Origin of the sequence: Providencia heimbachae ATCC 35613 (assembly GCF_001655055.1) — a bacterium.
Lineage (GTDB): Bacteria > Pseudomonadota > Gammaproteobacteria > Enterobacterales > Enterobacteriaceae > Providencia > Providencia heimbachae.
Window position 1 is genome coordinate 39,332 of sequence record NZ_LXEW01000035.1, and the last position, 25,636, is coordinate 64,967.

Sequence of the window (25,636 nt, forward strand, 5' to 3'; positions counted from 1 at the left end):
GCCAAAATTATTCTTCATATTTTGCCGCCTAGCTACAACACAAACTATTTTGAATATTGAATTTAAAAAATAAATATTTTTCTTTTTTATGACAGTTTTTAATTTTTGTTTTTGATGTTGGTTTTCATTTTTGTTTTTTATAACTAATTGAATTTAATTTCTTTATTTTTGTTTTTCTTCCGTTTTTACTTCCCTCTCTGTGAAAAAATAATCTGCTGTCATAAAACTGTCATAAATATGACATGTTGTCGTAACTAAATTGTCCTATTTTCCCTACCGTGACATTCACTCAACAATTTTATACTTGATTGTTTCTTATATCCCCGGAGGGATTATGAAAATGATGCGTACCACCCTAACAAGCGTAATGGCAGCAACTTTATCTCTGACTGCGATGTCTTCTTTTGCTGCTACCAGCCTGACTGGCGCTGGCGCGACATTCCCTGCTCCTGTCTATGCGAAGTGGGCTGATTCTTATCAGAAAGAAACCGGTAATAAAGTGAACTATCAGGGGATTGGTTCTTCTGGTGGTGTGAAACAAATTAATGCAAAAACCGTTGATTTTGGCGCATCAGATGCACCTTTGACGGATGAAAAATTAAAACAAGATGGTTTATTTCAATTTCCAACCGTGATTGGCGGTGTGGTTCTTGCAGTAAATGTAAAAGGGATTGAATCAGGTCAATTGACTTTAGATGGTAAAATTCTGGGTGACATCTATTTAGGTAAAATTACTAAATGGAATGACCCTGCTATCGTAAAAATGAACCCAAATGTCAGCTTACCAGATCAAACGATCGCAGTTGTTAGACGCTCTGACGGTTCAGGTACCACGTTTGTATTCACCAGCTATTTAGCAAAAGTGAGCACAAGCTGGAAAGATGAAATTGGTGCGGGTTCAACCGTTAACTGGCCGAAAAATAGCGTAGGTGGTAAAGGTAACGACGGTGTCGCTGCTTTTGTTCAACGTCTGCCAGGTTCAATCGGTTATGTTGAATATGCTTACGCAAAACAAAACAACCTTGCGTATACTAAACTTATCTCTGCAGATGGCGAAGCCGTATCACCAACGGGTGCAAGCTTCAGCGCAGCAGCGAAGAAAGTTGACTGGTCTCAATCATTTGCTCAAGACCTAACAAACCGTGACGGCGCGAACGCGTGGCCAATCACATCAACAACTTTCATCTTATTACACAAAGAACAAGCTAATGCCGAAAAAGGTAAAACAGTTCTCGATTTCTTCAACTGGGCCTACGATAAAGGCGGCAAACAAGCAGAAGATTTAGATTATGCAGTTTTACCTGAAGAAGTTGTGACAGCGGTTCGTGCAGCATGGAAAACAGAAGTTAAAGATAGCCAAGGTAAAGCACTGTTCTAAGTGTGGAAACCTCGGGTTGGAAATGGCAGGCAGGTACTGAGGAACGGTATCTGCCTTCTAATTGTAGTAACGTAAGTCCTACTGATATCGTAGGTGCAGAATGAGAAAAAAGCGCATGGCCGAAAAAACAACGGCATTTAAAGCTCCCAGCAAATCAGGTGATGTGATTTTTGGTGCACTGGTAAAAATTGCCGCGCTAATCACCCTGTTAATGCTCGGTGGCATCATTATTTCCCTTATTTTTGCATCTTGGCCAAGTATGCAGAAATTTGGTTTTTCGTTTTTGTGGACAAAAGAGTGGGATGCTCCTGCTGAGCAGTTCGGTGCACTTGTGCCTATTTACGGTACGATCGTGACATCGTTAATTGCTCTGATTATCGCAGTACCCGTCAGCTTTGGTATTGCATTATTCCTAACTGAACTTGCACCTAACTGGTTAAAGCGCCCGTTAGGTATTGCTATTGAACTTCTCGCCGCCATCCCAAGTATTGTGTATGGGATGTGGGGGTTGTTTGTCTTTGCGCCCCTGTTTGCCGAATATTTCCAAGAGCCGGTTGGAAATGTCATGTCGAGTATCCCAATTGTTGGCGAGCTATTTTCGGGTCCCGCATTCGGGATTGGTATTTTGGCGGCAGGGATTATCCTCGCCATCATGATTATTCCTTACATCGCTTCTGTTATGCGTGACGTGTTTGAACAAACACCGGTCATGATGAAAGAATCAGCCTATGGTATCGGTTGTACCACGTGGGAAGTGATTTGGAATATCGTCCTGCCTTATACCCGAAACGGGGTTATTGGTGGTGTTATGCTAGGTTTAGGTCGTGCTCTTGGTGAAACAATGGCGGTGACTTTCGTCATCGGAAATACTTACCAACTTGATAGCCCGTCACTCTTTATGCCTGGAAACAGTATTACCTCTGCGTTAGCGAATGAATTTGCTGAAGCAGAAAGTGGTTTGCATACCTCTGCCCTGATGGAGCTTGGATTGATCTTGTTTGTTATCACATTCATCGTTCTGGCTATATCAAAACTGATGGTGATGCGTCTTGCGAAGAATGAGGGCCGCTAATATGTCAACTTATCAGCCTGTCGCAGTGAATCAAAAAGATCGCGCTCGTCGCCAAGCGTGGCGTCGACAAATCAATAGAATGGCCTTGATTATCTCAATGCTAGCAATGGCGTTTGGCCTATTTTGGTTAGTGTGGATTTTATTTTCGACGGTAACTAAAGGGATCGATGGTATGTCCCTGAATTTGTTTACCGAAATGACGCCCCCACCAAATACCGAAGGCGGTGGTTTAGCTAACGCTATTGTCGGAAGTGGGCTATTAATCTTATGGGCTACTGTCATAGGAACACCGTTAGGGATCCTTGCGGGTATCTACTTGGCTGAATATGGCCGTAAATCGTGGCTAGCATCAGTGACACGTTTTATTAACGATATTTTGTTATCAGCCCCTTCCATTGTTGTTGGCCTGTTTGTTTACACCATTGTGGTTGCGCAGATGCAACATTTCTCTGGTTGGGCAGGTGTTATTGCCTTGGCATTATTGCAAATACCGATTGTTATCCGTACGACTGAGAATATGTTGAAGTTAGTACCTGATAGCTTACGTGAGGCAGCTTATGCGCTAGGCACACCAAAATGGAAAATGATTTTATCTATTACGCTAAAAGCGTCTGTATCCGGGATTATCACGGGAATTTTGCTAGCGATTGCGCGTATTGCGGGTGAAACCGCACCGCTACTGTTTACTTCACTGTCAAATCAGTTCTGGAGTACAGATATGAGCGAGCCGATTGCTAACTTACCTGTGACCATCTTTAAATTTGCGATGAGCCCATTCTCTGAATGGCAAGATTTAGCATGGGCAGGGGTACTTCTGATCACCCTATGTGTCCTAATAATCAACATCATTGCACGCGTTGTGTTTGCACAGAAAAAACACTAAGCCCGGACTGAATAGAGATTTATAGAGAGAAGTAGCCATGATTAAAGCAAATGAAATTACAAACAGTAAAATTCAAGTACGTGACTTAAATTTTTATTATGGAAAATTTAATGCTCTGAAAGATATTTCTTTAGACATTGAAAAGAACAAAGTTACTGCCTTCATCGGCCCATCAGGGTGTGGTAAATCAACCCTGCTGCGTACTTTTAATAAAATGTATGAGCTCTATGGTGAGCAACGTGCTGAAGGTGAAATTTTACTGGATGGTCAAAATATCCTGACAGATAAACAAGATATCGCCTTATTGCGAGCAAAAGTGGGTATGGTATTCCAAAAACCAACGCCATTCCCGATGTCAATTTATGACAATATCGCTTTCGGCGTGCGTTTGTTTGAAAAATTATCACGTGTCGAAATGGATGAGCGTGTGCAATGGGCTTTGACTAAAGCCGCGTTATGGAACGAAACTAAAGATAAGCTGCACCAAAGTGGTTATAGCTTGTCGGGTGGTCAGCAACAGCGTCTATGTATTGCTCGCGGTATTGCCATTCGTCCTGAAGTATTACTACTTGATGAGCCATGTTCGGCTCTTGACCCTATTTCAACGGGTCGAATTGAAGAACTGATCAGTGAATTAAAATCAGAATATACCGTAGTGATTGTGACGCATAACATGCAACAAGCGGCACGTTGTTCTGATTACACTGCATTTATGTATTTAGGTGAATTAATCGAGTTCAATCATACTGACAAGATGTTCACCGCCCCCGAAATGAAGCAAACTGAAGATTATATTACTGGCCGCTATGGTTGATATGGAGCTGACGATGGATACGCTGAATCACAATAAACATATATCTGGGCAGTTCAATGCTGAACTGGAACATATCCATACAGAATTGATGACGATGGGAGGGCTAGTTGAAGAACAGCTCACCAAAGCCATCACTGCCATGCATAATCAAGATGAAGCCTTAGCGCGTGAAGTTATTGAAAATGACCATAAAGTCAACATGATGGAAGTCGCTATTGATGAAGAGTGCATGAAAATCATCGCCAAGCGTCAGCCAACGGCAAGCGACTTGCGTTTGATTATGGCCATCTCGAAAACGATAGCAGAGCTAGAAAGAATTGGTGACGTAGCCGATAAAATTTGCCAAACAGCACTGGAAAAATTTTCTCATCAGCACCAGCCTTTATTAGTAAGTCTTGAGTCACTTGGCCGTCATACCGTACAGATGCTGCATGATGTACTTGATGCTTTTGCCCGTATGGACGTGGATGAGGCGGTACGTATTTATCGTGAAGATGAGAAAGTTGACCAAGAGTACGAAGGGATCGTGCGCCAGCTAATGACCTATATGATGGAAGACCCACGAACGATCCCAAGTGTATTAACGGCACTATTTTGCGCCCGTTCTATCGAGCGTATTGGGGATCGTTGCCAAAACATTTGTGAATTTATTTTCTACTACGTTAAAGGTCAGGATTTCCGCCATGTGGGTCGGGATGATCTTGAAAAGATGCTGACTAAAAAATAATATTCGTCATACTTCGAGCTGTAGCGGTGTTGGCTTCACTCGGCTACTCGGGTCACATACTTGTGTATGCTCCCCAAGCTACCCTTGTTCGCCGCCTTGCTACAAACTCGAATTATTTAGAATATTAAAATAGTTGTCATACTTCGAGCTGTAGCGGTGTTGGCTTCACTCTACGAGCTACTCTTGCTACAACTCGAATTATTTAGAATATTATGGGTTGAGAATTTAACGCATTAACGATTTTAAACCTGAAGTCGTTAATCCGTTTTCTTCTCGCTCAATAAGCGATGTTTACTCAACATACTTCAAGTTGCTGTCAGCAACCATGCAACTTGAAGTATAACGAGTTTGGGGCACCTCCGATGGCTTTGCCCTTTTTTTATACCTTCCTATATTTTATTTTGATATAAATATATTATTTAATATTATTTCAAGTGCTAAGCGATAGTTGATAGCTTGTGATGGTCGATTTACAAAAATTTACCGTTTTGGGGTGTTCAATGAAAGCTCGTATTCTTACTACCGTATTACTTACAGGTCTGGCGCTGACAGCGAATATCGCAAGTGCAGATAAACTAGATGATATTAAAAAGGCCGGAGTGGTTCGTATTTCTGTTTTTGATAGCAACCCGCCATTTGGCTTTATTGATCCACAGACTAAAAAACTAGCGGGTTATGATATTGATATCGCTCAGGCGATTGCGGATGACCTTGGCGTTAAATTAGAATTGCGTCCAACCAACCCAGCAAACCGTATTCCACTGCTAAGCTCAGGTAAAGTTGACTTGATTGGCGCGAATTTCACGATTACCGATGAGCGAGCAAAACAGGTTGATTTCACTATCCCTGATTTTGCGACAGGCCAAAAATTCATTGCCCGTAAAGGTGTTCTGAAAACGCCAGATGATATTAAACCATTACGCATTGGTGCGGATAAAGGCACGGTACAAGAAGTGACGTTACGTGAGCGTTTCCCAGATACTAAAGTGATTTCCTATGACGATACCCCGCAAGCTTTTGCTGCACTGCGCAATGGTAATGTACAAGCCATTACCCAAGATGATGCAAAATTGGTCGGTCTATTAGGTAATCTACCCGAAAAAGTAAAAGTAGATTTCGAAATCTCTCCTTTTAGCTTAACCCAAGAGTATCAAGCGCTGGCGACAACAAAAGGTGAAACTCGCTTAGTTGAGAGCGTAAATGAAACGCTGCTGAAATTGGAAAAAGACGGTAAAGCTGAGGTGATTTATAACCGTTGGTTTGGTCCAGAAACCAAAGCGGCTCAACCTCGTGGTGATTTCAAGTTTGCACCACTAAGCGAACAAGCTCCTCAGTCATAACAATCAATTGAAAGTTAAAGCATTAATAGATACCCCGCAACGATAGCGGGGTTCTTAGTTGTACTCGACATACTTCAAGTCGCCTAGCTTATCTATGCTCCCCGATTATTTTCGTTTGTCGTCTATATACCACTTGAAGTATTTAGAGCATTTACAGGGTATCCAATTATGTTTGAAACATTTTTTAGTGGTGACTTCTGGTCTACGCATCTATTAGCCCCCCAATACCTTGAATGGTTTGGTTATGGCTTTTTGCTCACAGTTTGGATCTCTGTGTGCACGATTATTGCGGCGACGCTGTTAGGTTTCATCGTTGCATCCGCTAAAGATAGCCAAATCGCACCGTTGCGTTGGTTTGTCAGCCTTTATATTTCGATTTTTCGAAATACGCCTTTACTTGTACAGCTCTTTTTTTGGTATTTCGCCTCGGGTGAAATATTACCCTCGTCAGCGATGGTATGGTTGAACACACCTCATGAAGTTACCTTTCTTGGCCTGACGGTTTGCTGGCCATCATTTGAATTTTTAGCAGGCTTTATTGGCTTAACGCTCTATACCGTCCCTTTTATTGCCGAAGAGTTGCGTGCGGGTATCCGTGGTGTACGCCAAGGCCAGAAGTATGCGGCATTTGCATTAGGCTTGACCGGATGGCAAGCCATGAGGCTAGTGGTGTTACCTCAAGCTGTCAAAATTGCCATGCCACCGCTGCTTGGCCAGTATATGAATGTGGTAAAAAATTCATCACTGACCATGGCGATTGGGGTCGCCGAGTTGTCCTATGTCTCTCGCCAAGTAGATAGCCAAACACTGCAAACCTTTACCGCTTTTGGCCTTGCGACAGTGCTTTATATTGCGATTATCGCGCTAATGGAAGGCTGGGGACAATGGCATCAACAACGTAATTTAGCGCAAGGGGCATAAAATGGATTTCTCAGTGATAGAGCAAAATTGGCAATATTTACTGTTTGGAGCCTACCCTGATGGCCCACTTGAAGGTGCAGCATTGACGTTAGTTATTAGTGTGCTTGCAGGAGCTGCCTCAATCGTTCTTGGCACATTAGGGGGGGTTGCGCTGGCAATGCTGCGAGGTTTTTGGATGAACCTATTCGCCGCAGTGCTTGGTTTTTTCCGTGCTATACCAGTGATTATGCTGATTTTTTGGACTTACTTTTTATTGCCGATGCTGCTGGGAACCGAGATCCCCGGGATCACCACGGTAGTGTGTGCGTTGGCGCTGATCACTTCAGCCTATTTAGCCCATGCGGTTAAAGCAGGTATTCTAGCGATTGGTCAAGGGCAGTGGCAGGCTGGGCTGTCTCTTGGGTTCAACCGCTGGCAAGTTTTATGGAATATTGTTTTACCCCAAGCGCTGCGTATGATGGTACCGTCATTCATCAACCAATGGATAGCGCTGATTAAAGATACCTCTTTGGCTTATATTGTGGGGGTTGCAGAACTCTCTTTCCTTGCCACTCAAGTTAATAACCGTGAAATGGTATATCCACTCGAAGTATTCCTTTTTGTTGCCTTTATCTATTTTGTGATGTGTTTGACGATAGAAATTGCGGCAAATACAGTGGCTAAAAAGCTCACTAACCAGAATGCATTGCATAAGCAAACGGCAAAGCGTAAACGGCTATTTTGGCGTAGACAAAAGCTGCTCGCGTTATCTTAATTCCAGATAGCATGGCGATTTAAACCGTCGCTGTGCTAATCAAAAATATATTCTGATTGATTACTCTCACTCGCCTCTTTGTATCAGTAAGTTAGGACATTTTTTGTTTTTATATTCACGCAATCGTTTTCTTTTCTGATTTTTAACGGTAGTATGAGCCGAAAAAAACTTTTTTTGGGTGCAATGTCTAATGAGCGATCAATCTTCTGACTCTACACAGCAGGGTCTGTTTCAGCGTTTTTTTAAATTAAAAGAGCATGGTACAACAGCAAGAACAGAAGTTGTTGCAGGCTGTACTACCTTCCTAACGATGGTCTATATCGTCTTCGTCAACCCACAGATTTTGTCCGTCGCCGGAATGGATATTCAAGCGGTGTTCGTGACCACCTGTTTAATCGCAGCGTTCGGCAGTATTTTAATGGGATTATTGGCTAACCTGCCAATCGCAGTCGCGCCTGCAATGGGGCTAAATGCTTTCTTTGCATTTGTGGTTGTTGGCGCGATGGGTTATTCATGGCAAGTGGCAATGGGCGCAGTATTTTGGGGGGCGGTTGGTCTCTTTATTCTGACGCTATTTCGTATCCGCTATTGGATTATTGCTAATATCCCCCTGAGTTTACGTGTGGGTATCACTAGTGGTATTGGTCTATTTATCGCCATGATGGGGCTGAAAAATTCAGGGATCATTGTTGCGAACCCAGATACCTTAGTCTCTATCGGTAATCTAACCCACCACAACGTTTGGCTTGGTGCGCTGGGTTTCTTCATTATTGCGATTCTAGCCGCTCGTAATATTCATGCAGCGGTCTTGGTGTCAATCGCAGTGACAACACTGATTGGTCTTGCGCTAGGAGATGTTAAATTCAGTGGTATTTTCTCTCTGCCACCGAGTGTGACCAGTGTGGTTGGGCAAGTCGACTTTGCTGGTTCTTTCGACCTTGCACTTTCCGGTGTTATTTTTGCTTTTATGCTCGTCAACTTATTCGACTCTTCTGGTACCATGATTGGGGTGACAGATAAAGCAGGTATTACCAACGAACGTGGAACATTCCCTCGCATGAAGCAAGCGCTCTATGTGGATAGCTTGAGCTCAGTCGCCGGTTCGGCGATGGGTACATCTTCAGTCACGGCATATATTGAAAGTTCGGCAGGTGTCTCTGTTGGTGGCCGCACAGGTTTAACCGCTGTGGTGGTTGGGGTCTTATTCCTATTGACTATGTTTATCTCCCCGCTAGCCGGTATGGTCCCTGCTTATGCTACAGCGGGTGCGCTAATCTACGTTGGCGTGTTAATGACCTCCAGCCTGACTCGTGTTAAATGGGATGATTTAACGGAATCTGTTCCTGCCTTTATTACCGCGGTCATGATGCCATTTAGTTTTTCAATCACTGAAGGTATTGCGTTAGGCTTTATTGCTTATTGTGCGATGAAAGTAGGTACAGGGCGCTGGCGTGATCTGAGCCTGTGCGTGATTTTAGTTGCCGCGTTATTTATCTTAAAAATGGTGCTGGTAGATTCGTAGCCTGTTACGTCATTTAACGGCCTCATTGTTGGGGCCGTTTTCTATTAATTAGCATTATGATTAATGCCATTTACCCCTTAGGGATAACTTCTCTGCTCGCCTACATGCAACGCAAATTATTTAAGGTATAATCAATAAAGTACTGTGCTGAACTGAAGGTGAGATAAAAAATCCACTTAAATTGCAAAGCAGTGCTTTCGCCGCTTAAGGGATTCTGCTAGATTCCGCAGCAGAAACTGACTTTATCAAGGTATCAGACCATGAATTCACCAAAAAAACCGACCAGTAAAACAAAGAAAAAATACCGCAAAACGACTGCAGAGCTTAATGCAGAAGGCCGTGAGCGTAAGCGTGATACCAAGCACCGTGGACATAAATCCGGTAGCCGTTATCAAGATAAGTCATCAAACGGCCAAAATAATGGGCAAAATAATGTGGCTGACCCACGTTTGGGCAGCAAGAAACCGGTTCCGTTAATTCTTGATGAAAACCAAATTCAAGCACAGCCAGTGTCTAAAAAACAGCCTACAGTTAAAGAAAAACTAACACCAGAAAGAGAGTTAGAGTTGCTGGAAAGCGATGATCGTTTAGACGCTTTACTTGCTCGTCTCGAAGACGGTGAAACCATCACAGCGAAAGAGCAAGAGTATATTGATACTTGCTTAGATCGCATCGATGAGTTGATGAAACAGCTAGGTATTGAATTTAGTGATGAAGACGAGAGTGAAGAAGAAGACGAAAAATTAGATGACATTATGCGTATTCTAAAAAGTAAATAACGTCTCTTTAACTATTTCCTCCCGTGCGATACGGGGGGAAATATCGCTTATTTTTTCACCTAACACGCTTTTCTTTGATATTGCTTCAAGTCTCCTTTAGCACTCATAATTTATAATATTGTTTATGTTATGATGTATTTCATCTAAATCTCGCCTAATAAAAAAATCTAAATAGGGCGCAACTTATCGTTGTGAATTTCTAGCTTTTGGTCAATTGAGGAATGTAAATGTCAGAGCAAAATATCGTTTGGGATCTTTCTCTTATTCAAAAATATAATTATTCAGGGCCGCGATATACTTCTTATCCGACGGCTTTAGAATTTAATCAAGACTATGACGAGAAAGCCTTTATTAGCGCAACTCAGCGCTACCCCGATCGCCCATTATCGCTCTATGTGCACATTCCTTTTTGTCATAAACTTTGCTATTTCTGCGGTTGTAATAAATTAGTCACTCGTCAAAAGCATAAAGCAGATGAATATCTAAAAGTTATTGAAAAAGAAATTGTTCAGCGTGCCGAATTATTAAAAAATCGTACAGTGACACAAATGCATTGGGGCGGTGGCACGCCAACTTATCTTGATAAAGCACAAGTCAGTCATTTAGTCGGCTTATTAAAACAACATTTTCACTTCGCTGATGATGTAGAGATGTCGATAGAAATTGACCCTCGTGAAATTGAGCTGGATATGATTGACCACTTACGCCACGAAGGTTTTAACCGCCTGAGTATGGGCGTACAGGACTTCAATAAAGAAGTGCAAGTACTAGTCAACCGCGAGCAAGATGAAGATTTTATTTTTGCACTGATTAATCGAGCAAAAGAAACCGGCTTTACCTCGACAAGCATCGATCTAATTTATGGTTTACCTAAACAAACACCAGAAAGTTTTGCCTTCACCTTGAAAAAAGTGGCGGAGTTATCCCCTGACCGTTTGAGTGTATTTAATTATGCTCACCTACCCAATTTATTTGCAGCGCAGCGTAAAATCAAAGATGAAGATTTGCCCAGCGCAGAGCAAAAATTAGATATTCTACAAGAAACCATTGCCACACTCACTTCGGGTGGTTACCAATTCATCGGTATGGATCACTTCGCTCGACCTCAAGATGAGCTTGCGGTCGCGCAGCGTGAAGGGGTTTTACACCGTAATTTTCAAGGGTATACCACTCAAGGGGACTGCGATTTATTAGGGCTTGGTGTATCTGCAATCAGTATGTTAGGTGACAACTATGCGCAAAATCAGAAAGATTTAAAAACCTATTATGCGCAAGTTGAGGAACAAGGTCATGCCCTATGGCGTGGGTTGGTATTAACCGATGATGATTGTTTACGTCGTGATGTTATTAAACTGCTGATTTGTAATTTCCAACTGAATTATTCTCAAATCGAAGAGATGTATCCGATTGATTTTAAAACTCACTTTGCCGAAGATTTAGCATTATTGAAACCGATGGCAGATGATGGGCTGGTGGAAATCAATGACGTGGGCATCAAAGTGACCCCCCAAGGGCGCTTGTTGATCCGTAATATTTGTATGTGTTTTGATGTTTATCTACGGAATCAGATGAGGCAGCGTCAGTTTTCCCGGGTCATCTAATTGTTCGTCATATTTCGCGCTATAGCTGCGTTGGCTTCATTCGGCCACTCGGGTCACATACTTAGTGTATGCTCCCCGAGATATCCTCATTTTGCCGCCTTGCTCTCGCACGAACTATTTAGAACATTGAATAATCACTATATTTCGCGCTATAGCTGCGTTGGCTTCATTCGGCTACTCGGGTCACATACTTAGTGTATGCTCCCCTAGATATCCTTATTTCGCCCTGTAGCGTTGTTGGCTGCGTTCACTAACCCTAGTCACATACTTTTTGTATGCTCCTAGGGATTAGCTTCACTTGCCGCCTAGCTACAGTACGAACTATTTAGCGTATTCGCTATTTTTATACTGCAAATTCTAGTGATCAATCTTTTCAATTAACTGGTAGGCAGTAGATATGCGTTCTGGAATTGGATACCATTTATTTGATAAAATTACGATACCGACTTGGTTTTCAGGGATGAATACTGCATAAGCGGCGAAGCCATTGGTTGAACCTGTTTTATTGTAATAAGCGCGTGTTTCAGGTGGTAAAATAGGTTGAATAATTTCAACTTTTTGCGGCTTAAGCGCCATATCATCGCGGTTGCCTTGTTGTAGCTGAGCAAGGGAAACAGGCCAAGGATAACTTTCCCACATCATATCTTGAACAAATGAGTCAGTGAGATAAACGCCAGTATGAGTATCCTCAACGGCATCTTGCCAAGGTTGTGCGACTTTGGTGACTTGCATATTAATATCTAAAAAACGAATTAAATCTTTCGCTGTGGATTTTAGCCCATAAGCCTCGGCGTCTAATATTTGCGGCGTCACTCTAACGGGCTGATCCTTCTTATTGTATCCCTGCGCATAATATTTTTGCTGCGCATCAGGCACATTAATATAAGTGTGCTTCAGTCCCAAGGCGGGTAGCATCATTTTTTCCATGGCTTGGGAAAATGGCATATTAAGTTGCTTTGCTGCCACAATACCTAATAGCCCTACCCCAAGATTAGAATAAGAACGATATTGCCCAATCTCATTTTCAGGTTTCCATTGTTGGTAATAATGCATTAGCTCTGCACTATTAGTAACCGCATCGGGAACAAATATGGATAAACCGGAGGTGTGTGTGGCTAAATTCATCACTGTCACTTTATCAAACACCGTATTTTTTAATTCAGGTAAGTAGTGACTGACGGTTTGAGCAAAATCTAACCGTCCTTTCCCTTGTGCATAACTAGCCAGTGTTGCGGTGAATGTTTTCGATAATGAACCGATTTCGTACAATGTATTGTTTGTAATAGGTACATTGGTTTGTTTCGATTGCACACCATAATGGTAAATGTAATGCTTGCCATCAACGGAAATTGCCACTGACATACCGGGAATTTGCTGCTGTTTCATCAAAGGCTTGATAATATCATCAACCTCTATTTGGGTTAACGCAGAGGCTGAGATTGAGGTGAAAACTAAACTTAAGGCGATAAAAAGCTGCCCTTGACGAAAAATATTTCTCATAGAGATATCCATTAAAGTAAAAGTTTAAGTTATTGCTAATTAAATTCAGAAAATGGCTTTTTAGGTAATATGAAGTGCCTTAATATACACATGAGCCTGATTGAGTAGTCACTGGCGGCAAGTATGCATGCTTTTATTATTTATTTAAAACGATATAAAATTCGATGAGGCAATAGAAAATCTTATGTCAGGAAGTTCTCGCCACCGGTTACCATTAAATGCATTAAGAGCATTTGAAGCTTCAGCTCGCCACCTTAGTTTTACGCAGGCGGGTGTTGAATTAAATGTCACCCAAGCCGCGGTAAGCCAGCAAGTTCGTCTACTGGAAGATCAGCTAGGTCTTGAATTGTTTATTCGCTTATCGCGAGGGTTAGCATTGACGGATGAAGGCTTAGCGCTATTACCTGTTTTAAGTCATTCTTTCGATAAAATCGAAGCTTTATTACAGCAATTTGAAGATGGGCACTATCATGAAGTACTCAGTATTTCGGTGGTAGGAACATTTGCAGTCGGCTGGTTATTACCGCGTTTACCACGGTTTTATGATTTATACCCTTATATCGATTTACGTATTATGACTCACAATAATGTGGTGAATTTAGCGGGAGAGGGCGTTGATTTTGCAATCCGTTTTGGCGAAGGCTTATGGCCATTAGTCGAAAATACGCCACTATTTCCGGCTGCGCACACGGTGCTATGTTCAGAGAAAATCGCGAATAAACTGAAGACTCCGCTTGATTTGAAAGAGCAACACTTACTGCGTTCTTATCGTAAAGATGAATGGGAAAAATGGATGATTGCTGCGGGTATTGAGCCATGGAGAGTAAAAGGGCCTTTATTTGATTCATCCCGTTTAATGGTCGAGGCTGCCCTATTGACCGAGAGCGTTGCTTTAGCCCCTAGTAGTATGTTTGAACATGAACTAAGTGCTGGCACTCTAGTACAGCCCTTTGATATTAGCGTTACGCTTGGTGGTTACTGGTTGAGTCGTTTAAAGTCCAGACCGATGACGCCGGCAATGGCGATATTTCGCAACTGGCTAATGGATGAGTCGAAACAAGCTTAAATAAATCGGCGTCGTAATAAGGTTGACGCCGATGATAATAAGGGGTTATCCATCCAATGTGGATAAGCCATCAGAAAACAAGCGTTTCTGCGGTGTAAAAACTCTTTTTACAGTGTGTATCATTGGTTATATTATTGTCGATATTAAAATCAGAGAAAAAATAAGTCGCATCTATATCAAATATTTGAGCTAGCTGGAAAAGGGTATCAACATGAATGTTAACTTCACCATTTTCATAGCGTGATTGATGTTGTTGGCTAATACCTAATAAAAGGCTTAATGCTTTACCACTCATTCCTCGACTTTCTCTTAAGGCTCTTATTTTTAGACCGACACATTTTGATGTTGTTTTTTTCATCACTATATCCCCAAGTAAATATATAAATTTAATTAATGACTGTTGGTTTCATATATAATAAGAATCATTTAGTTTTATTAATCATTAATAAGTCATGAAAACTAACGTCAAAGTAATTAACGTATTGTGCTAATCTATCTAGATTAATTCTATTAATGCCCCTCTCGTATCTTGATTGCTGTTGCTCACTAATACCAATCACTTTTGAAATCTCTAATAATGAAACCCCTTTCATTTTTCGATAGTATAAAATTTTATTACCAACTAATTTTGAGGCTGGGTAATATTTAAGCATAGTCATCCTCGTTTATTAAAAAACATTCGAGTAATCATAATTAGTATAAATAAAAAAGTAGTTTATATTCTAATCAATAACCTCATAGTCAATATAATATTGGCTACTCTAGCAGATAGTATTTTTATTATATATAGGGATAGGTCATGAAAAATATATGTTTGCTTATTAATACCACAGTGGTTTTTTAATGACATACTTTTAATGATGACTATTAGATTGTTTTGCAATCAAAAAATAAAGTCATATAAGAATTATAAAAGGGTATGTCAAATGTTGTTTAACATATGCTATTCATAACGAATGTTAACTGTTGCTGTGCTGTTTGCTTTTCCTGGTGTTATATTATTAGATATTTTTATATATCTAGCTTTCCAATTAAAAATATAGTTACCGTTAGGCACATTATTTTGTAAGTTATTTTTTACATTTAATTTTATTGGGGTATTGTTTTTATCTAATAGCTGGATAGCAACACCTTTGGCTGAATTAGCTCCGGAAAGATTAATTTTTCCGGTAGAAGCATCAGCATATCCCGCACTACTGGTAACAGTTGTTTTAATATTGGTACCCGCCGCACAGCTCAGTGTTATCGGAATATTTACGCTTACACTGGCATCACCAATATTTTTAAATTGAGTATCATACCGATCACCTAAGTTAACGGTATAGTTAGGCGATTTAGTCGTACATTTAACGACATTTATCTTAATCGCATTTGCTGGAATATTTAGGGATGAGATATCCCATGTACTATTATTTGGTACAGTATTACGTTGTGTCATTTTACCTATATGTCCTGATTTTAAACTATTGGATTGTGTTACTTGCCCTGTTTTTTTGATGATAATTGTCCAATAGGGGTTATCTATGCGCCATAACCAAGGCTCTGATGTATTTTCGGGTCCGTATTTTGTATTTAAGGCACCAATTCCAGCTGCTTTTACTTGGACACTAATACCGGGTATATTACTCGCTACAATTTTATTACCATTTGGCACCCAGCCATTGACATAATCTGCATGTAGATAAGCATTACCACAAAGGCCATCCTCTCCTGAAAAAGTATTAGTCACTGAGCTTTTAAAATTAACATAAATAGTCTCTAAGTCGCGTGACCCCATATCATCATACTGAATTGAATATGTTCTTACGGGTACATTGACTATAATATTTCTTAAGTTAGGGTTCTGAACACAAGCAGAATATGAATATGTTGAATACAATAATATTGCTGAAAATATTAACTTTAGATTAAAATTTTTCATGATTATTTATTCCCATTTTTTCAGATAAATTATTTTTAAGATGTTCTTTCTCTCTATGATTGAACTCAAAAAAATTTAATATATTTACGTTAAATATTATTGCATATTGGTTTAGCCTGTCTAAATTAATTCGATTAATACCATGCTCATATCGTGATTGCTGCTGCTCGCTTACACCAATTATTGTTGCTAACTGGCTCAATGTCATTCCATTCATTTTTCGATAATAAGTGATTTTATGACCAATTATTTTAGATACAGGATAATGGCTGCTCATTATATAACCCCTTCTGATCTATTTCTAATACATGTATTAATTATATGATAGTGTGAATTCTAGATGGCTTTTAAATGAACCCGCTGTCATGCCACTACCATAGCCGGCCATTCTTGCCGAAAATGGAATTTCAGTACTGCGTGTTTGGCTATTAATTGTAGATGTAAGTTTCGTACCATTTTTAACTATGGTTTTATTTGTACCCGTGGCTAAATTTAAAGCGACATTTTTTGCAGTACCATTATTAATAAAATAATCAGCATTTATTGGGTCAATAACCCCAGATAGAGTCATAGTTACGCCTGTTGTATTTATCGGGCAATTTTTTAATTTAACTGAAAAATTAACCCATGGAGATGTTTGGCTATCTCTAATATTCCATATATTCACTTTTTTTAGGTCAATTTGATAATTAGCTTTATCAACCTCACAAGGCATAGCAGTAACGGAACCAAAAATATTTATCTTAACTGTAGCGCTGATTGAAAATGAAGAATAGATAAGGAGTGATAATGTGAGTATTAGTTGTTTCATGTTATCTTTCCTTTTTATAAGTAGGTAATAGTCGCGGTAACATTGGCGGATATAGAGCCTGGAATAGCATTACCCTTAAAACTAAAAGCTCGTGTTTTTAATGGGATGCTGATACTTGTTTGCCCATTTAGTGGCACTTGTAGTACTTTATTATTGCCAAGCGGTGTTGCATTCGCATTACTTTGTAGCTGTACTGCAATATTCTTGGCAGTGCCCTGATTTTTATACAGGCTATTGGTATTATCTGGATCAGCTGTACCTGTAAATGTCAATTTCACTTGGTTTATGTAGGTAGAACAGTTAATTAAATTAATATTAAATACTGTCCAGTTCGATCCCGATTGTGCTACGTTAAATAATCCGGCCGGTAATGCTTTTAAATCAACATTAATGTTTTCACCACCAGAAATATTACAAGTAGCGGCTTTAATATTACCTGTAAAGTTTAAGGTAACATTACTGGCAGCAATAGCTTGAAAGTTAATAAGCAAGCTGATGAATAAAATTTTTCTGATTGTTTCCATTTTAATAACCCTTATTCATAGCGAATATTCACAGTTGCAGTTGCATTTGCTGAGCCAGGTATAATAGTTTCAGCTGTTTTAATATATCTAGCTTTCCAATTAAATAGATAATCACCAGCAGGAACATTATTTTGTAGGCTATTTTTAGTATTGAGTTTTATTGGGGCATTGTTTTTATCTAACAATTGTATTGCAACGCCTGTCGCTTTATCTGCACCTGATAGTGCCAGTTTTCCGGTGTTGGTATCCACATATCCACTTGCACTGGTGATCGTTGCTTTAATATTTGCACCTGCCATGCAAGTTAATGTGAGAGGTATATCAACCGCAGCGCTAGCATCACCAATATTTTGAAATTGCGTATCAAACCAATCACCCATGTTAATATTATAGGTGGTCGCATTATTTTTTACTGAGCAGCTCAATACATTTATTTTTATCGCATTGGCAGGCATATTAAGTGTTGTTAAATACCATGTTGATGCGCTTGGCTGCGTATTTGTTTGTGTCAAACGTGCAACTTGTCCGGATCGTATTGAACCCGATGTTGTAATTTGCCCTGTTTTTTTGATAGTAATATGCCAGGTGGTATCGGATATTATCCAACTTAATGTCCCTCCTGCTGATGGCCCCCAACGACGATTATAGTTACCACCTACTGCACCGGTAGCGACAGTAATACCTACTCCTGATATATTTGTTGGAGCTATGTTATTAGTATTAGGCGTCCAGCTGTTAATGAAATTTCCATTTAAATATGAGGAACCACATACACCATCAGCATTTGAATAAGTTTTCGTTGATGTAGCAGATAAATAGGTAATCTCAATTGAACCTAAATCTCGAGAAGATACATCGTCATATTGAACATTATATGTTCTTGTCGGCACATTTACTTGTATATTGTTAAAGCTTGGGTTTTGAATACAAGCCGCTTTCACATTTATGGAATATAAAATTCCTATTATAGTAGCTAAGTTATAAATTGATTTTTTCATCATGTTAACCCTACTATTGGCAAGTCGTCGTAATTTTATATAAACCCATATAATTCGAAACGTCGGCTAGATTGTAATTAACCTGACACTGCTGTTTATCATTATATTGAATAATAAAATGACCACTTTCCGCTAAACCGGATAAATATAATTCACCGTCATTACCCACTAGACCATTTAATTGACCGTTATCTTTAAAGATAGCTTGTGCGCCAAACGGAACGGGTTTGCCGTCAGCAAAGTTAATTATCATGATAGCGCGATAACCCACGTTGGCAGCAAAGCTGGCTTTTGCCAGGGCGCCACGACTCGGAGAAACACTCTGGCTAGTGAGTTCCATTTCAGTATCATTTGGTAGTGCGGAGGTATCAATATCAATGGTATTTTTACGATAAGCACTAATATATGGAACTAATGCATAACCTTGATTATTAGTGACAATACCTGCTTGATTCAATATCGGTACATCTCCCGCATCGGGGATCTCGACGATTGCGGCAGTTTCCCCGAGTTGTTGACCGAGAACAAGGCCTCCCGAGTGGGCAACTAAGCTACCATTGGCACCGTAATATAGGTTGTAACTGTCTTTGCTGTAGCCACTACCACCCGAAACTTCACCATATTGCCCCTTATAGGAGGCATTCATATTGCCTGAGGTACCGGTATCTTTGGTGGTGAACCCTTGTTGCATACTCCAATTTAGCCGATTATTTAATTGGGAAGCTGAAACGCCCATACTGCCGGTGCTTGGACTGTTACTACTGCTATTACTGTTGAAGTTATAGTAGAAAGTATCATCGAATACAGTGAAGGGTACGCTAACGGAAAAGGCGAATTGATGGTCGTCTTCATTCTGTTTTTTACTACCCGAAGTATATGAATAGTTATTAGTATTTTTGTTATAGGTATAGTTCAACCCATAACTAATACCTTGCCAACTGTTGTTGTAGCCCAAGGTAGCCGATTGTGTTTTTCGATCACTGTTCCAGTAATCTTCATTCACATAGCCAGCAGAAATCGAACCGTAGCTATCCCCTAAATTTTGGCTGAGGGTAATTTCACCACGGTTACGGCGACGCTCAATTTCAGGGGTATAATGGGTATCTCTGAAGCCGTCAAATACTTCCGATAAACTGTAAAATCCTTTTGTGGAATAGCGATATCCCGCTAATGCAATGTTAGTACCGATATCATTGAGGTTTTTGTTATAGCGAAAACGATAGGATTGTCCGCTCTCTTTTAAATCATCACGCAGTTTGGAATTTGCATGAGTGATATCGACAGAAATGGCACCAAAACGCCCAAGATTTTGTCCTGACCCAATGGAATACGATTGATAATTTTCGCTGAGCTGGCTTCCCCCATAGGCGGTGATGCCATAAGGTAACCCATAAATTAGCGTGAATTGACCAAAGTTGGTTTTGTCCACATGGCTATCATAAGAGCGATATTGCCCCGCGGTAGCACTGTAAGACATATAGCCTTCACGCTGTAACACCGGTAGGGAGGCAAATGGCACGATTTGATACTGTTCACTGCCATTGGATTCTTTGATGGTGACGTGTAAATCACCACTACCGCCCGTTGGATATAAATCGGTGATTTCAAATGGCCCTGCGGCCACTTCAGTTTGGTAAATGGTATAGCCATTTTGGCGAATAGTAATTTGTGCGTTACTACGGGCTATTCCGCGGACGACAGGTGCATAGCCACGTAAACTTTCCGGATACATATCATCATCGGTCGCCAATTGAGCGCCACGAAAGGGCACACTATCAAATACAGAAGAGGGTGATACGCTATCCCCCAGAGTTAACTGACTTTTAATTTTATTAATACCACGAGAAGCGTAAGTGTAAATGGTGTCCCATTTACCCGATTGCTCATCACTGTTTGACCAAGTGGTATAATTTCGTATACGCCAAGCGCCAATATTTAAACCCGGCCTTAAATTAACGTAATTCGAAGTAGTATCCGACCCGTTCTTTTTACGATCATAATTTTTTGAACCGTTATAACTATAATTGAGCATCAGAGCGGTGATGCCATTATCAATATCCGCAAGGTCGACAAAGCCACGCGGATTTCGTGATAGCGCAATTTGTGGAATACTTAAGTACAGACGTTGGGAATCAAATTCAAAGGTGCTTTTTGCATCAGGAATGGCCGATAAATTCACACAGTTCTGCTCTTGCGCTTGTAATTCGGGATACTCAGCTGTTTTTACGCCAAAATCTTTTAAATCTGCAAGGGATAAGCAGGGTAATAACTCGCCCTTATTAATTTTATCAAATTTAATGTTTTTAGCGCCAATTAAATTAGAGTTAACATAAATATCCACATAATATTGGCCGGCTAATTGTTCATTATTTTCAAATCGTGATAAGTCTACTGCTTCTTTATTGGGTAACTCTAAAAAATCAGGGTCAAAATAGATTTTATCATTTTCAGCATACAAGGATGTTGTATAGCCTAAATATAAAAATAGGCTAAAGCATATTTTATTTATTTTCATTATGGAAACCTAATTATATATAAGACTATATTTTTATCTCGGCAGGTTCTGATGCAGCACCGTAATCATTGATGATTTCCCACTGTACAGAGCCTCTATCGGTAGTATCATTTATTTCAAAAGACGTAGTGGAAAACGGGGCAGCATATGAAACGTCATTAACTTTTTTCCCATTAAAAGTAATACTTTGAAAATTCATAAAATAGGGTGTTGGATTTTGCACCGTAATATGATTACCTGATTTTGACCAAGTTAATTTTTTCTGTTCCTCGATAAAATTAATATCTTTTAATGCTTTCGGACGATAAATTAATTTTATTTGTGTTTTAAATGCAATCTGTAATGAATTTTCAGTACGCTCTGTGGCTGGAATGGTTTTTATATTTAGCCAAAATAATGATTCTTTATCGCTTGGTAGTTTATTCTCTGTTAAAAAAATGCGTAACGCATTAGTTTTATCTGCATTTAGTCTAAAAAGTGGTGGTGTAATGGTGAAGTCTGATTGTTTTTTTTCTTCTTTATTGTCAATCCATGATTGAATTAAATATGGTATTTTATCAGGATTTTCAACACTGATACTGACGTCTTTATTACCCTCATTATAAATAATGCGGGTTCCTCCAATAATAACGCCAGCATTGGCGGTGTTGATCAATAAAAATAAAGAGGTTAAAAAAACAATAATATATTTCATGCTACCACCATCAAGTAAATTAAATAAGGTTTAATTCCATTTAAACCTTATGGGTTAATTAGTTATAATTAATTGTAAATGTTGCTGTACCGTTTGCAGGGCCCGTTGTTACCGTATCTGATTTAGCAATATAACGCGCTCTGAAATCTAAATTATTTTCTACACCATCTTTAAGTGGATAAGTTTTAGAGGCAGTAAATAATGGCACAACGGTATTTACATCATCAGTGATTTGGATGCCGACACCGGTTGCAACATTGGCCTCTTGTTTTAGGTTAATCACACTGTCATCACCTAAATAAGATTCTGCATCAAATTTAACTGAGGCCGCAGTGACTGTTGTTGGGCAGTTAATTAATTTTATAGTAAATTTAGTTGCAGCGGCTGTGCTTCCTGCACTTGGTAATGCTTTCTTAGATACTTTACCTAAATTAACTTTTAATGCATCTGAACCTGCTGCTAATTCACAGGCTTGGTCAGTGATTTCACCGGTAAAATCAATAGTGCCATCTGCGGCTAATGCATTATTAATAGCAAAAATAGAAGTCGCAGCAATTAAAGATGCAAGTAAGTTCTTTTTCATTCAGTTCTCTCCAAAGGAATATTTTTATTTAATTACATTGAGAGCGAATAAAATAAACGCTTACTCAACTGGAGGGTATTTTGTGATTATTTTAATAAATAAACAAGTCATGGCTAAATAAGAGTAATATTATAAAAACAAATAAAATAGATATTATTTTATTCTGTTAAACACATTATGAGTTATATTTCGGATGGAAGGTAATGTAAATTACAGTATTGATTGGTTTGTTTTTGTATTGTTTTAGTTAAATAACGATATAATGCCAATAATAATTTTGATATGTATTTTAAGATTAATTAATCACGTATATGGAGATTTTTTGATATTTAATTTTAAATGTTTATTCGAGGTTTTATAGAACGTCAAATAAAGACTATCTTAAATTAATAGTATTTAAGATGTGATTAAGAATATACCATCATAAAAATATTTTATTTTATTTTTATGAGTGTTTTTTATAGGTGAACTATTCAGTATTCGATTAGAGTAATTAGATTGATGCTTAATCATCAATCTAATTATCTTTCATTGATGGGTATTACTCTATTCCTAACTCTTTTAATTTACGCGTTAAGGTATTACGACCCCAGCCTAATAATCGGGCAGCTTCTTGTTTATGGCCATTGGTGTATTTCAACGCACAATTTAGCATGGTGTGTTCCAATAGTGGGATTGCTTGAGCCAGTAAATCTTCTTTGCCATCTTGTAGCGCATTATCGGTCCATTGTCCTAATAGCTCGAACCATGGAAGTTCATTACCTATGATGCGTTGGGGGGGGGATAATAATTGCCCAGCTTCTGGCGATTGCTTATCTAATGACTGATTTTCGGTGGTGTGTTCTTCGAGCAGATCATTCGGTAAGTCTTGTGGGAGAATTTCTTGGCTGGCTGCCATCACAGTGAGCCAGCGACACACGTTTTCTAGCTGGCGAACATTACCTGACCAATAGTAGCGTTGAAGAATTTTTTCACTATCCGGGTGGAGAACTTTGCTTTCTACTCCGAGTTCTTTGGCGGTATTTTGCAAAAAGAAGTGAGCAAGGCGTGGAATATCCTCTGGACGTTCGCGCAACGGGGGTAATTGAACGCGAATGACATTCAATCGGTGAAATAAATCTTCACGGAATAAGTTTTCTTTTACGCGTTTCTCAAGATCTTGGTGGGTTGCCGCAATAATACGTACATCCACTTTTACAGGGGTATAACCGCCAATACGGTAAAATTGCCCTTCAGCAAGAACTCGCAGCAATCGTGTTTGTACATCAAGGGGCATATCGCCAATTTCATCTAAAAATAATGAGCCACGATTGGCTTGTTCGAAGCGACCTTGACGAACTTGAGTTGCTCCAGTAAAGGCGCCTTTTTCGTGGCCAAAAAGTTCTGATTCAATTAAATCTTTGGGGATTGCGGCCATGTTGAGGGCAATAAAAGGCTCATTGGCGCGAGGACTATGTTGATGTAAGGCATGAGCAACCAGTTCTTTCCCTGTACCTGATTCACCATTAATGAGCACACTAATTGATGAGCGTGATAACCGGCCAATGATCCTATAGACCTCCTGCATCGCAGGTGCCTCACCAATCATTGTTGAAGAAACTACCTGATTTTGCGGCTTGGCATCACGGCTCGTATGGTTTTGTTCTCGACTGTGATTAAGTGCTCGCTCAACTAAAGCGACGGTTTCATCAATATCAAAGGGTTTTGGAAGATAATCAAATGCCCCTGATTGATAGGCATTAACTGCCGCATCAAGGTCAGAGTGAGCCGTCATAATAATAACAGGTAGTAGCGGATGAGATTGTTTGAGTTGGTTTAACAGTGCTAAACCATCGATGCCCGGCATACGAATATCAGAGAGTAATACATCAGGAAGTTCCTTTTCTAAAGCGGATAGCATGGCATCTGCACTATCAAAGCAGGTACAAGCAAAGTCGGCACTGCTAAGTGCTCGATCTAATACCCATCGAATGGAACTGTCGTCATCAACGACCCAAATTTTTCCCTGTTGCGTAGTTGTTCCCTGCTGCATAGTTATCCCCTATTTCTTGATTGGCAGATAAATAGAAAATTCGGTGTGCCCAGGCCAACTGGTAAATTCAATTTTTCCTGAGTGCTGGTCAACTAAACTACGGGCAATTGATAGCCCTAAGCCCGTACCATCTGGGCGGCCACTGACCATCGGGTAAAATAATGTATCTTGAATAGCTAATGGAATGCCGGGGCCGTTATCTTCAATATCAATCCGTGCCGCCAGTCGATAGCGCTCACCTTGTAAAGTCACTTGAAAAGCCGTGCGAGTACGTAGGGTGATCGTTCCCCCAGTTCCAGCTAGTGCTTGAAGTGCGTTGCGTGTGACATTGAGTAGTACTTGCTCGATTTGGTCTGGATAATACTCAAGATCAGGCAAACTAGGGTCATAGTCGCGGATCAGTGTAATATCCGCGGATTTTTCTAGTGAGACCAATCGAGTCACGTTTTCGACAATATGGTGAATACTTTGCTGCGTTTTAGGACCTGGATATTGTGGGCCAAGCAGCCTATCGACAAGGGCTCTTAGGCGATCAGCTTGCTCGATAATCACTTGAGTGTATTCGTTCAATTGTGGGTCGGGAAGCGCCTTAGACAATAATTGAGCTGCACCACGTAATCCCCCTAGTGGGTTTTTGATTTCATGGGCAAGTCCACGGATAAGCTCGCGAGCAGCAAGTTGCTGGACATTTTGCGCAAGCTCTTGGCTAAGGCGTCTCTGGCTATCTAGCTGAGAAAGCTCGACTAAAATAAATTGTTCGGAATAGGATTGGGCGCTGAATGACATTACATGTGAATGATTATTAAATACTAATGTGACTTCATTTTCAGTAAAACTGTGTCCCTCTTTTAAGCTTTTTAACATCAGCTCATCATTGAGAGAACAATAGCTAAAAAGTAGGGGAAGTGGAGTACCGTATAGCTTACGTTGGCTTTGGGTTAAAATTTCCAGTGCAGCATGATTAGCGTAATGAATGACAAGATCATAATCCAATATCAGCACACTATTAATGAGGGAGTCGAGGATATGTTCTGGTGCGGGTAAGTGTTTGGCTTTCATGTCATGTTGCTCCTGCACTATTTTGGTGCATTATACGTGATTTAGCCAACAACCGACATTTGAATTTTGACCGCCAATTTAGAGAGAAAAGGCCCCATCATTGATGGGGCAAATGTTTCACGGCAACAAAGACTATCAGTGG

General features: G+C 40.0%; 25 protein-coding genes. 12 read left to right on the plus strand and 13 right to left on the minus strand.

The window, feature by feature from the left end:
- Positions 1 to 334 precede the first annotated feature (334 nt).
- The 11 genes from pstS to hemN all read left to right on the plus strand — a co-directional run bounded on the left by pstS (position 335) and on the right by hemN (position 11,791).
- The gene (gene pstS, locus M998_RS11915; protein ID WP_068438676.1) at positions 335 to 1,378 is read left to right on the plus strand and encodes a phosphate ABC transporter substrate-binding protein PstS; all 1,044 of its coding nucleotides are present in this window, start codon (positions 335 to 337) and stop codon (positions 1,376 to 1,378) included.
- Between the two features lie 115 nt (positions 1,379 to 1,493).
- Positions 1,494 to 2,450, plus strand: a complete 957-nt coding sequence (gene pstC, locus M998_RS11920) for a phosphate ABC transporter permease PstC (protein WP_068438672.1) — start codon at positions 1,494 to 1,496, stop codon at positions 2,448 to 2,450.
- A gap of 1 nt (position 2,451) precedes the next feature.
- Positions 2,452 to 3,333: a phosphate ABC transporter permease PstA gene (pstA, locus tag M998_RS11925; RefSeq protein WP_068909048.1), complete on the plus strand. Its 882-nt coding sequence runs from the start codon at positions 2,452 to 2,454 to the stop codon at positions 3,331 to 3,333.
- Between the two features lie 37 nt (positions 3,334 to 3,370).
- A complete protein-coding gene (gene pstB / locus M998_RS11930) occupies positions 3,371 to 4,147 on the plus strand; it encodes a phosphate ABC transporter ATP-binding protein PstB (RefSeq protein ID WP_068438668.1) in 777 nt (258 codons plus the stop codon).
- A gap of 13 nt (positions 4,148 to 4,160) precedes the next feature.
- The gene (gene phoU, locus M998_RS11935; protein ID WP_068439029.1) at positions 4,161 to 4,874 is read left to right on the plus strand and encodes a phosphate signaling complex protein PhoU; all 714 of its coding nucleotides are present in this window, start codon (positions 4,161 to 4,163) and stop codon (positions 4,872 to 4,874) included.
- Between the two features lie 500 nt (positions 4,875 to 5,374).
- On the plus strand, positions 5,375 to 6,214 hold the full coding sequence (locus M998_RS11940; RefSeq protein WP_068438665.1) for an ABC transporter substrate-binding protein: 840 nt from the start codon (positions 5,375 to 5,377) through the stop codon (positions 6,212 to 6,214).
- A 168-nt stretch (positions 6,215 to 6,382) separates the two neighbouring features.
- Positions 6,383 to 7,135 carry an amino acid ABC transporter permease gene (locus M998_RS11945; RefSeq protein WP_068909050.1) on the plus strand — a complete coding sequence of 251 codons (753 nt, stop codon included), beginning with the start codon at positions 6,383 to 6,385 and terminating at the stop codon, positions 7,133 to 7,135.
- 1 nt (position 7,136) lies between these two features.
- Positions 7,137 to 7,889, plus strand: a complete 753-nt coding sequence (locus tag M998_RS11950; RefSeq protein ID WP_068438656.1) for an amino acid ABC transporter permease — start codon at positions 7,137 to 7,139, stop codon at positions 7,887 to 7,889.
- A gap of 190 nt (positions 7,890 to 8,079) precedes the next feature.
- Entirely contained in the window at positions 8,080 to 9,411 is a 1,332-nt protein-coding gene (locus M998_RS11955; RefSeq protein ID WP_068438654.1) for an NCS2 family permease, read from the plus strand.
- Positions 9,412 to 9,671: 260 nt separating this feature from the next.
- Positions 9,672 to 10,190 (plus strand): Der GTPase-activating protein YihI, encoded by a 519-nt coding sequence (gene yihI / locus M998_RS11960; protein ID WP_068438652.1) that lies wholly within the window; start codon positions 9,672 to 9,674, stop codon positions 10,188 to 10,190.
- A 227-nt stretch (positions 10,191 to 10,417) separates the two neighbouring features.
- The gene (hemN, locus tag M998_RS11965) at positions 10,418 to 11,791 is read left to right on the plus strand and encodes an oxygen-independent coproporphyrinogen III oxidase (protein ID WP_068909052.1); all 1,374 of its coding nucleotides are present in this window, start codon (positions 10,418 to 10,420) and stop codon (positions 11,789 to 11,791) included.
- A gap of 357 nt (positions 11,792 to 12,148) precedes the next feature.
- Here the strand turns inward: hemN and ampC are convergent, their stop codons facing one another.
- Entirely contained in the window at positions 12,149 to 13,282 is a 1,134-nt protein-coding gene (gene ampC / locus M998_RS11970) for a class C beta-lactamase (RefSeq protein WP_375342652.1), read from the minus strand.
- Between the two features lie 193 nt (positions 13,283 to 13,475).
- Here ampC and M998_RS11975 point away from each other — a divergent pair, with 193 nt between their 5' ends.
- The gene (locus tag M998_RS11975) at positions 13,476 to 14,357 is read left to right on the plus strand and encodes a LysR family transcriptional regulator (RefSeq protein WP_068909056.1); all 882 of its coding nucleotides are present in this window, start codon (positions 13,476 to 13,478) and stop codon (positions 14,355 to 14,357) included.
- 70 nt (positions 14,358 to 14,427) lie between these two features.
- On the opposite strand, the gene M998_RS20090 is transcribed toward M998_RS11975, so the two are convergent.
- From M998_RS20090 to glnL, 12 genes are all read right to left on the minus strand, one after another.
- Positions 14,428 to 14,715, minus strand: a complete 288-nt coding sequence (locus M998_RS20090; protein WP_068909058.1) for a helix-turn-helix domain-containing protein — start codon at positions 14,713 to 14,715, stop codon at positions 14,428 to 14,430.
- A gap of 64 nt (positions 14,716 to 14,779) precedes the next feature.
- A complete protein-coding gene (locus M998_RS11985; RefSeq protein WP_068909060.1) occupies positions 14,780 to 15,010 on the minus strand; it encodes a helix-turn-helix domain-containing protein in 231 nt (76 codons plus the stop codon).
- Positions 15,011 to 15,300: 290 nt separating this feature from the next.
- Positions 15,301 to 16,278 carry a fimbrial protein gene (locus tag M998_RS11990; protein ID WP_068909062.1) on the minus strand — a complete coding sequence of 326 codons (978 nt, stop codon included), beginning with the start codon at positions 16,276 to 16,278 and terminating at the stop codon, positions 15,301 to 15,303.
- Positions 16,265 to 16,555, minus strand: coding sequence for a helix-turn-helix domain-containing protein (locus M998_RS11995; RefSeq protein ID WP_068909064.1), 291 nt, complete (start codon positions 16,553 to 16,555; stop codon positions 16,265 to 16,267). The genes M998_RS11990 and M998_RS11995 overlap by 14 nt, the downstream gene beginning before the upstream one ends.
- A 36-nt stretch (positions 16,556 to 16,591) precedes the next feature.
- Positions 16,592 to 17,089: a fimbrial protein gene (locus M998_RS12000; protein WP_068909066.1), complete on the minus strand. Its 498-nt coding sequence runs from the start codon at positions 17,087 to 17,089 to the stop codon at positions 16,592 to 16,594.
- A 14-nt stretch (positions 17,090 to 17,103) separates the two neighbouring features.
- Complete coding sequence (locus M998_RS12005; protein ID WP_282956479.1) at positions 17,104 to 17,613, minus strand: fimbrial protein; 510 nt, start codon at positions 17,611 to 17,613, stop codon at positions 17,104 to 17,106.
- A gap of 11 nt (positions 17,614 to 17,624) precedes the next feature.
- Positions 17,625 to 18,611, minus strand: a complete 987-nt coding sequence (locus M998_RS12010; RefSeq protein ID WP_068909068.1) for a fimbrial protein — start codon at positions 18,609 to 18,611, stop codon at positions 17,625 to 17,627.
- Positions 18,612 to 18,624: 13 nt separating this feature from the next.
- Complete coding sequence (locus M998_RS12015; protein ID WP_068909070.1) at positions 18,625 to 21,126, minus strand: fimbria/pilus outer membrane usher protein; 2,502 nt, start codon at positions 21,124 to 21,126, stop codon at positions 18,625 to 18,627.
- A gap of 25 nt (positions 21,127 to 21,151) precedes the next feature.
- On the minus strand, positions 21,152 to 21,820 hold the full coding sequence (locus M998_RS12020; RefSeq protein ID WP_068909072.1) for a fimbrial biogenesis chaperone: 669 nt from the start codon (positions 21,818 to 21,820) through the stop codon (positions 21,152 to 21,154).
- Positions 21,821 to 21,878: 58 nt separating this feature from the next.
- Positions 21,879 to 22,403, minus strand: a complete 525-nt coding sequence (locus tag M998_RS12025) for a fimbrial protein (protein WP_068909074.1) — start codon at positions 22,401 to 22,403, stop codon at positions 21,879 to 21,881.
- Positions 22,404 to 22,944: 541 nt separating this feature from the next.
- Positions 22,945 to 24,435, minus strand: a complete 1,491-nt coding sequence (glnG, locus tag M998_RS12030) for a nitrogen regulation protein NR(I) (RefSeq protein ID WP_068438614.1) — start codon at positions 24,433 to 24,435, stop codon at positions 22,945 to 22,947.
- A 9-nt stretch (positions 24,436 to 24,444) separates the two neighbouring features.
- Positions 24,445 to 25,494: a nitrogen regulation protein NR(II) gene (gene glnL / locus M998_RS12035; protein ID WP_068438611.1), complete on the minus strand. Its 1,050-nt coding sequence runs from the start codon at positions 25,492 to 25,494 to the stop codon at positions 24,445 to 24,447.
- Positions 25,495 to 25,636 lie beyond the last annotated feature (142 nt).

Bases quoted from the DNA above. Each gene is read 5' to 3' on its own strand.
- pstS (WP_068438676.1), top strand. From the start codon at position 335: ATGAAAATGATGCGTACCACCCTAACAAGCGTAATGGCAGCAACTTTA.
- pstC (WP_068438672.1), top strand. From the start codon at position 1,494: ATGGCCGAAAAAACAACGGCATTTAAAGCTCCCAGCAAATCAGGTGAT.
- pstA (WP_068909048.1), top strand. From the start codon at position 2,452: ATGTCAACTTATCAGCCTGTCGCAGTGAATCAAAAAGATCGCGCTCGT.
- pstB (WP_068438668.1), top strand. From the start codon at position 3,371: ATGATTAAAGCAAATGAAATTACAAACAGTAAAATTCAAGTACGTGAC.
- phoU (WP_068439029.1), top strand. From the start codon at position 4,161: ATGGATACGCTGAATCACAATAAACATATATCTGGGCAGTTCAATGCT.
- M998_RS11940 (WP_068438665.1), top strand. From the start codon at position 5,375: ATGAAAGCTCGTATTCTTACTACCGTATTACTTACAGGTCTGGCGCTG.
- M998_RS11945 (WP_068909050.1), top strand. From the start codon at position 6,383: ATGTTTGAAACATTTTTTAGTGGTGACTTCTGGTCTACGCATCTATTA.
- M998_RS11950 (WP_068438656.1), top strand. From the start codon at position 7,137: ATGGATTTCTCAGTGATAGAGCAAAATTGGCAATATTTACTGTTTGGA.
- M998_RS11955 (WP_068438654.1), top strand. From the start codon at position 8,080: ATGAGCGATCAATCTTCTGACTCTACACAGCAGGGTCTGTTTCAGCGT.
- yihI (WP_068438652.1), top strand. From the start codon at position 9,672: ATGAATTCACCAAAAAAACCGACCAGTAAAACAAAGAAAAAATACCGC.
- hemN (WP_068909052.1), top strand. From the start codon at position 10,418: ATGTCAGAGCAAAATATCGTTTGGGATCTTTCTCTTATTCAAAAATAT.
- M998_RS11975 (WP_068909056.1), top strand. From the start codon at position 13,476: ATGTCAGGAAGTTCTCGCCACCGGTTACCATTAAATGCATTAAGAGCA.
- M998_RS20090 (WP_068909058.1), bottom strand. From the start codon at position 14,715: ATGAAAAAAACAACATCAAAATGTGTCGGTCTAAAAATAAGAGCCTTA.
- M998_RS11985 (WP_068909060.1), bottom strand. From the start codon at position 15,010: ATGCTTAAATATTACCCAGCCTCAAAATTAGTTGGTAATAAAATTTTA.
- M998_RS11990 (WP_068909062.1), bottom strand. From the start codon at position 16,278: ATGAAAAATTTTAATCTAAAGTTAATATTTTCAGCAATATTATTGTAT.
- M998_RS11995 (WP_068909064.1), bottom strand. From the start codon at position 16,555: ATGAGCAGCCATTATCCTGTATCTAAAATAATTGGTCATAAAATCACT.
- M998_RS12000 (WP_068909066.1), bottom strand. From the start codon at position 17,089: ATGAAACAACTAATACTCACATTATCACTCCTTATCTATTCTTCATTT.
- M998_RS12005 (WP_282956479.1), bottom strand. From the start codon at position 17,613: ATGGAAACAATCAGAAAAATTTTATTCATCAGCTTGCTTATTAACTTT.
- M998_RS12010 (WP_068909068.1), bottom strand. From the start codon at position 18,611: ATGAAAAAATCAATTTATAACTTAGCTACTATAATAGGAATTTTATAT.
- M998_RS12015 (WP_068909070.1), bottom strand. From the start codon at position 21,126: ATGAAAATAAATAAAATATGCTTTAGCCTATTTTTATATTTAGGCTAT.
- M998_RS12020 (WP_068909072.1), bottom strand. From the start codon at position 21,820: ATGAAATATATTATTGTTTTTTTAACCTCTTTATTTTTATTGATCAAC.
- M998_RS12025 (WP_068909074.1), bottom strand. From the start codon at position 22,403: ATGAAAAAGAACTTACTTGCATCTTTAATTGCTGCGACTTCTATTTTT.
- glnG (WP_068438614.1), bottom strand. From the start codon at position 24,435: ATGCAGCAGGGAACAACTACGCAACAGGGAAAAATTTGGGTCGTTGAT.
- glnL (WP_068438611.1), bottom strand. From the start codon at position 25,494: ATGAAAGCCAAACACTTACCCGCACCAGAACATATCCTCGACTCCCTC.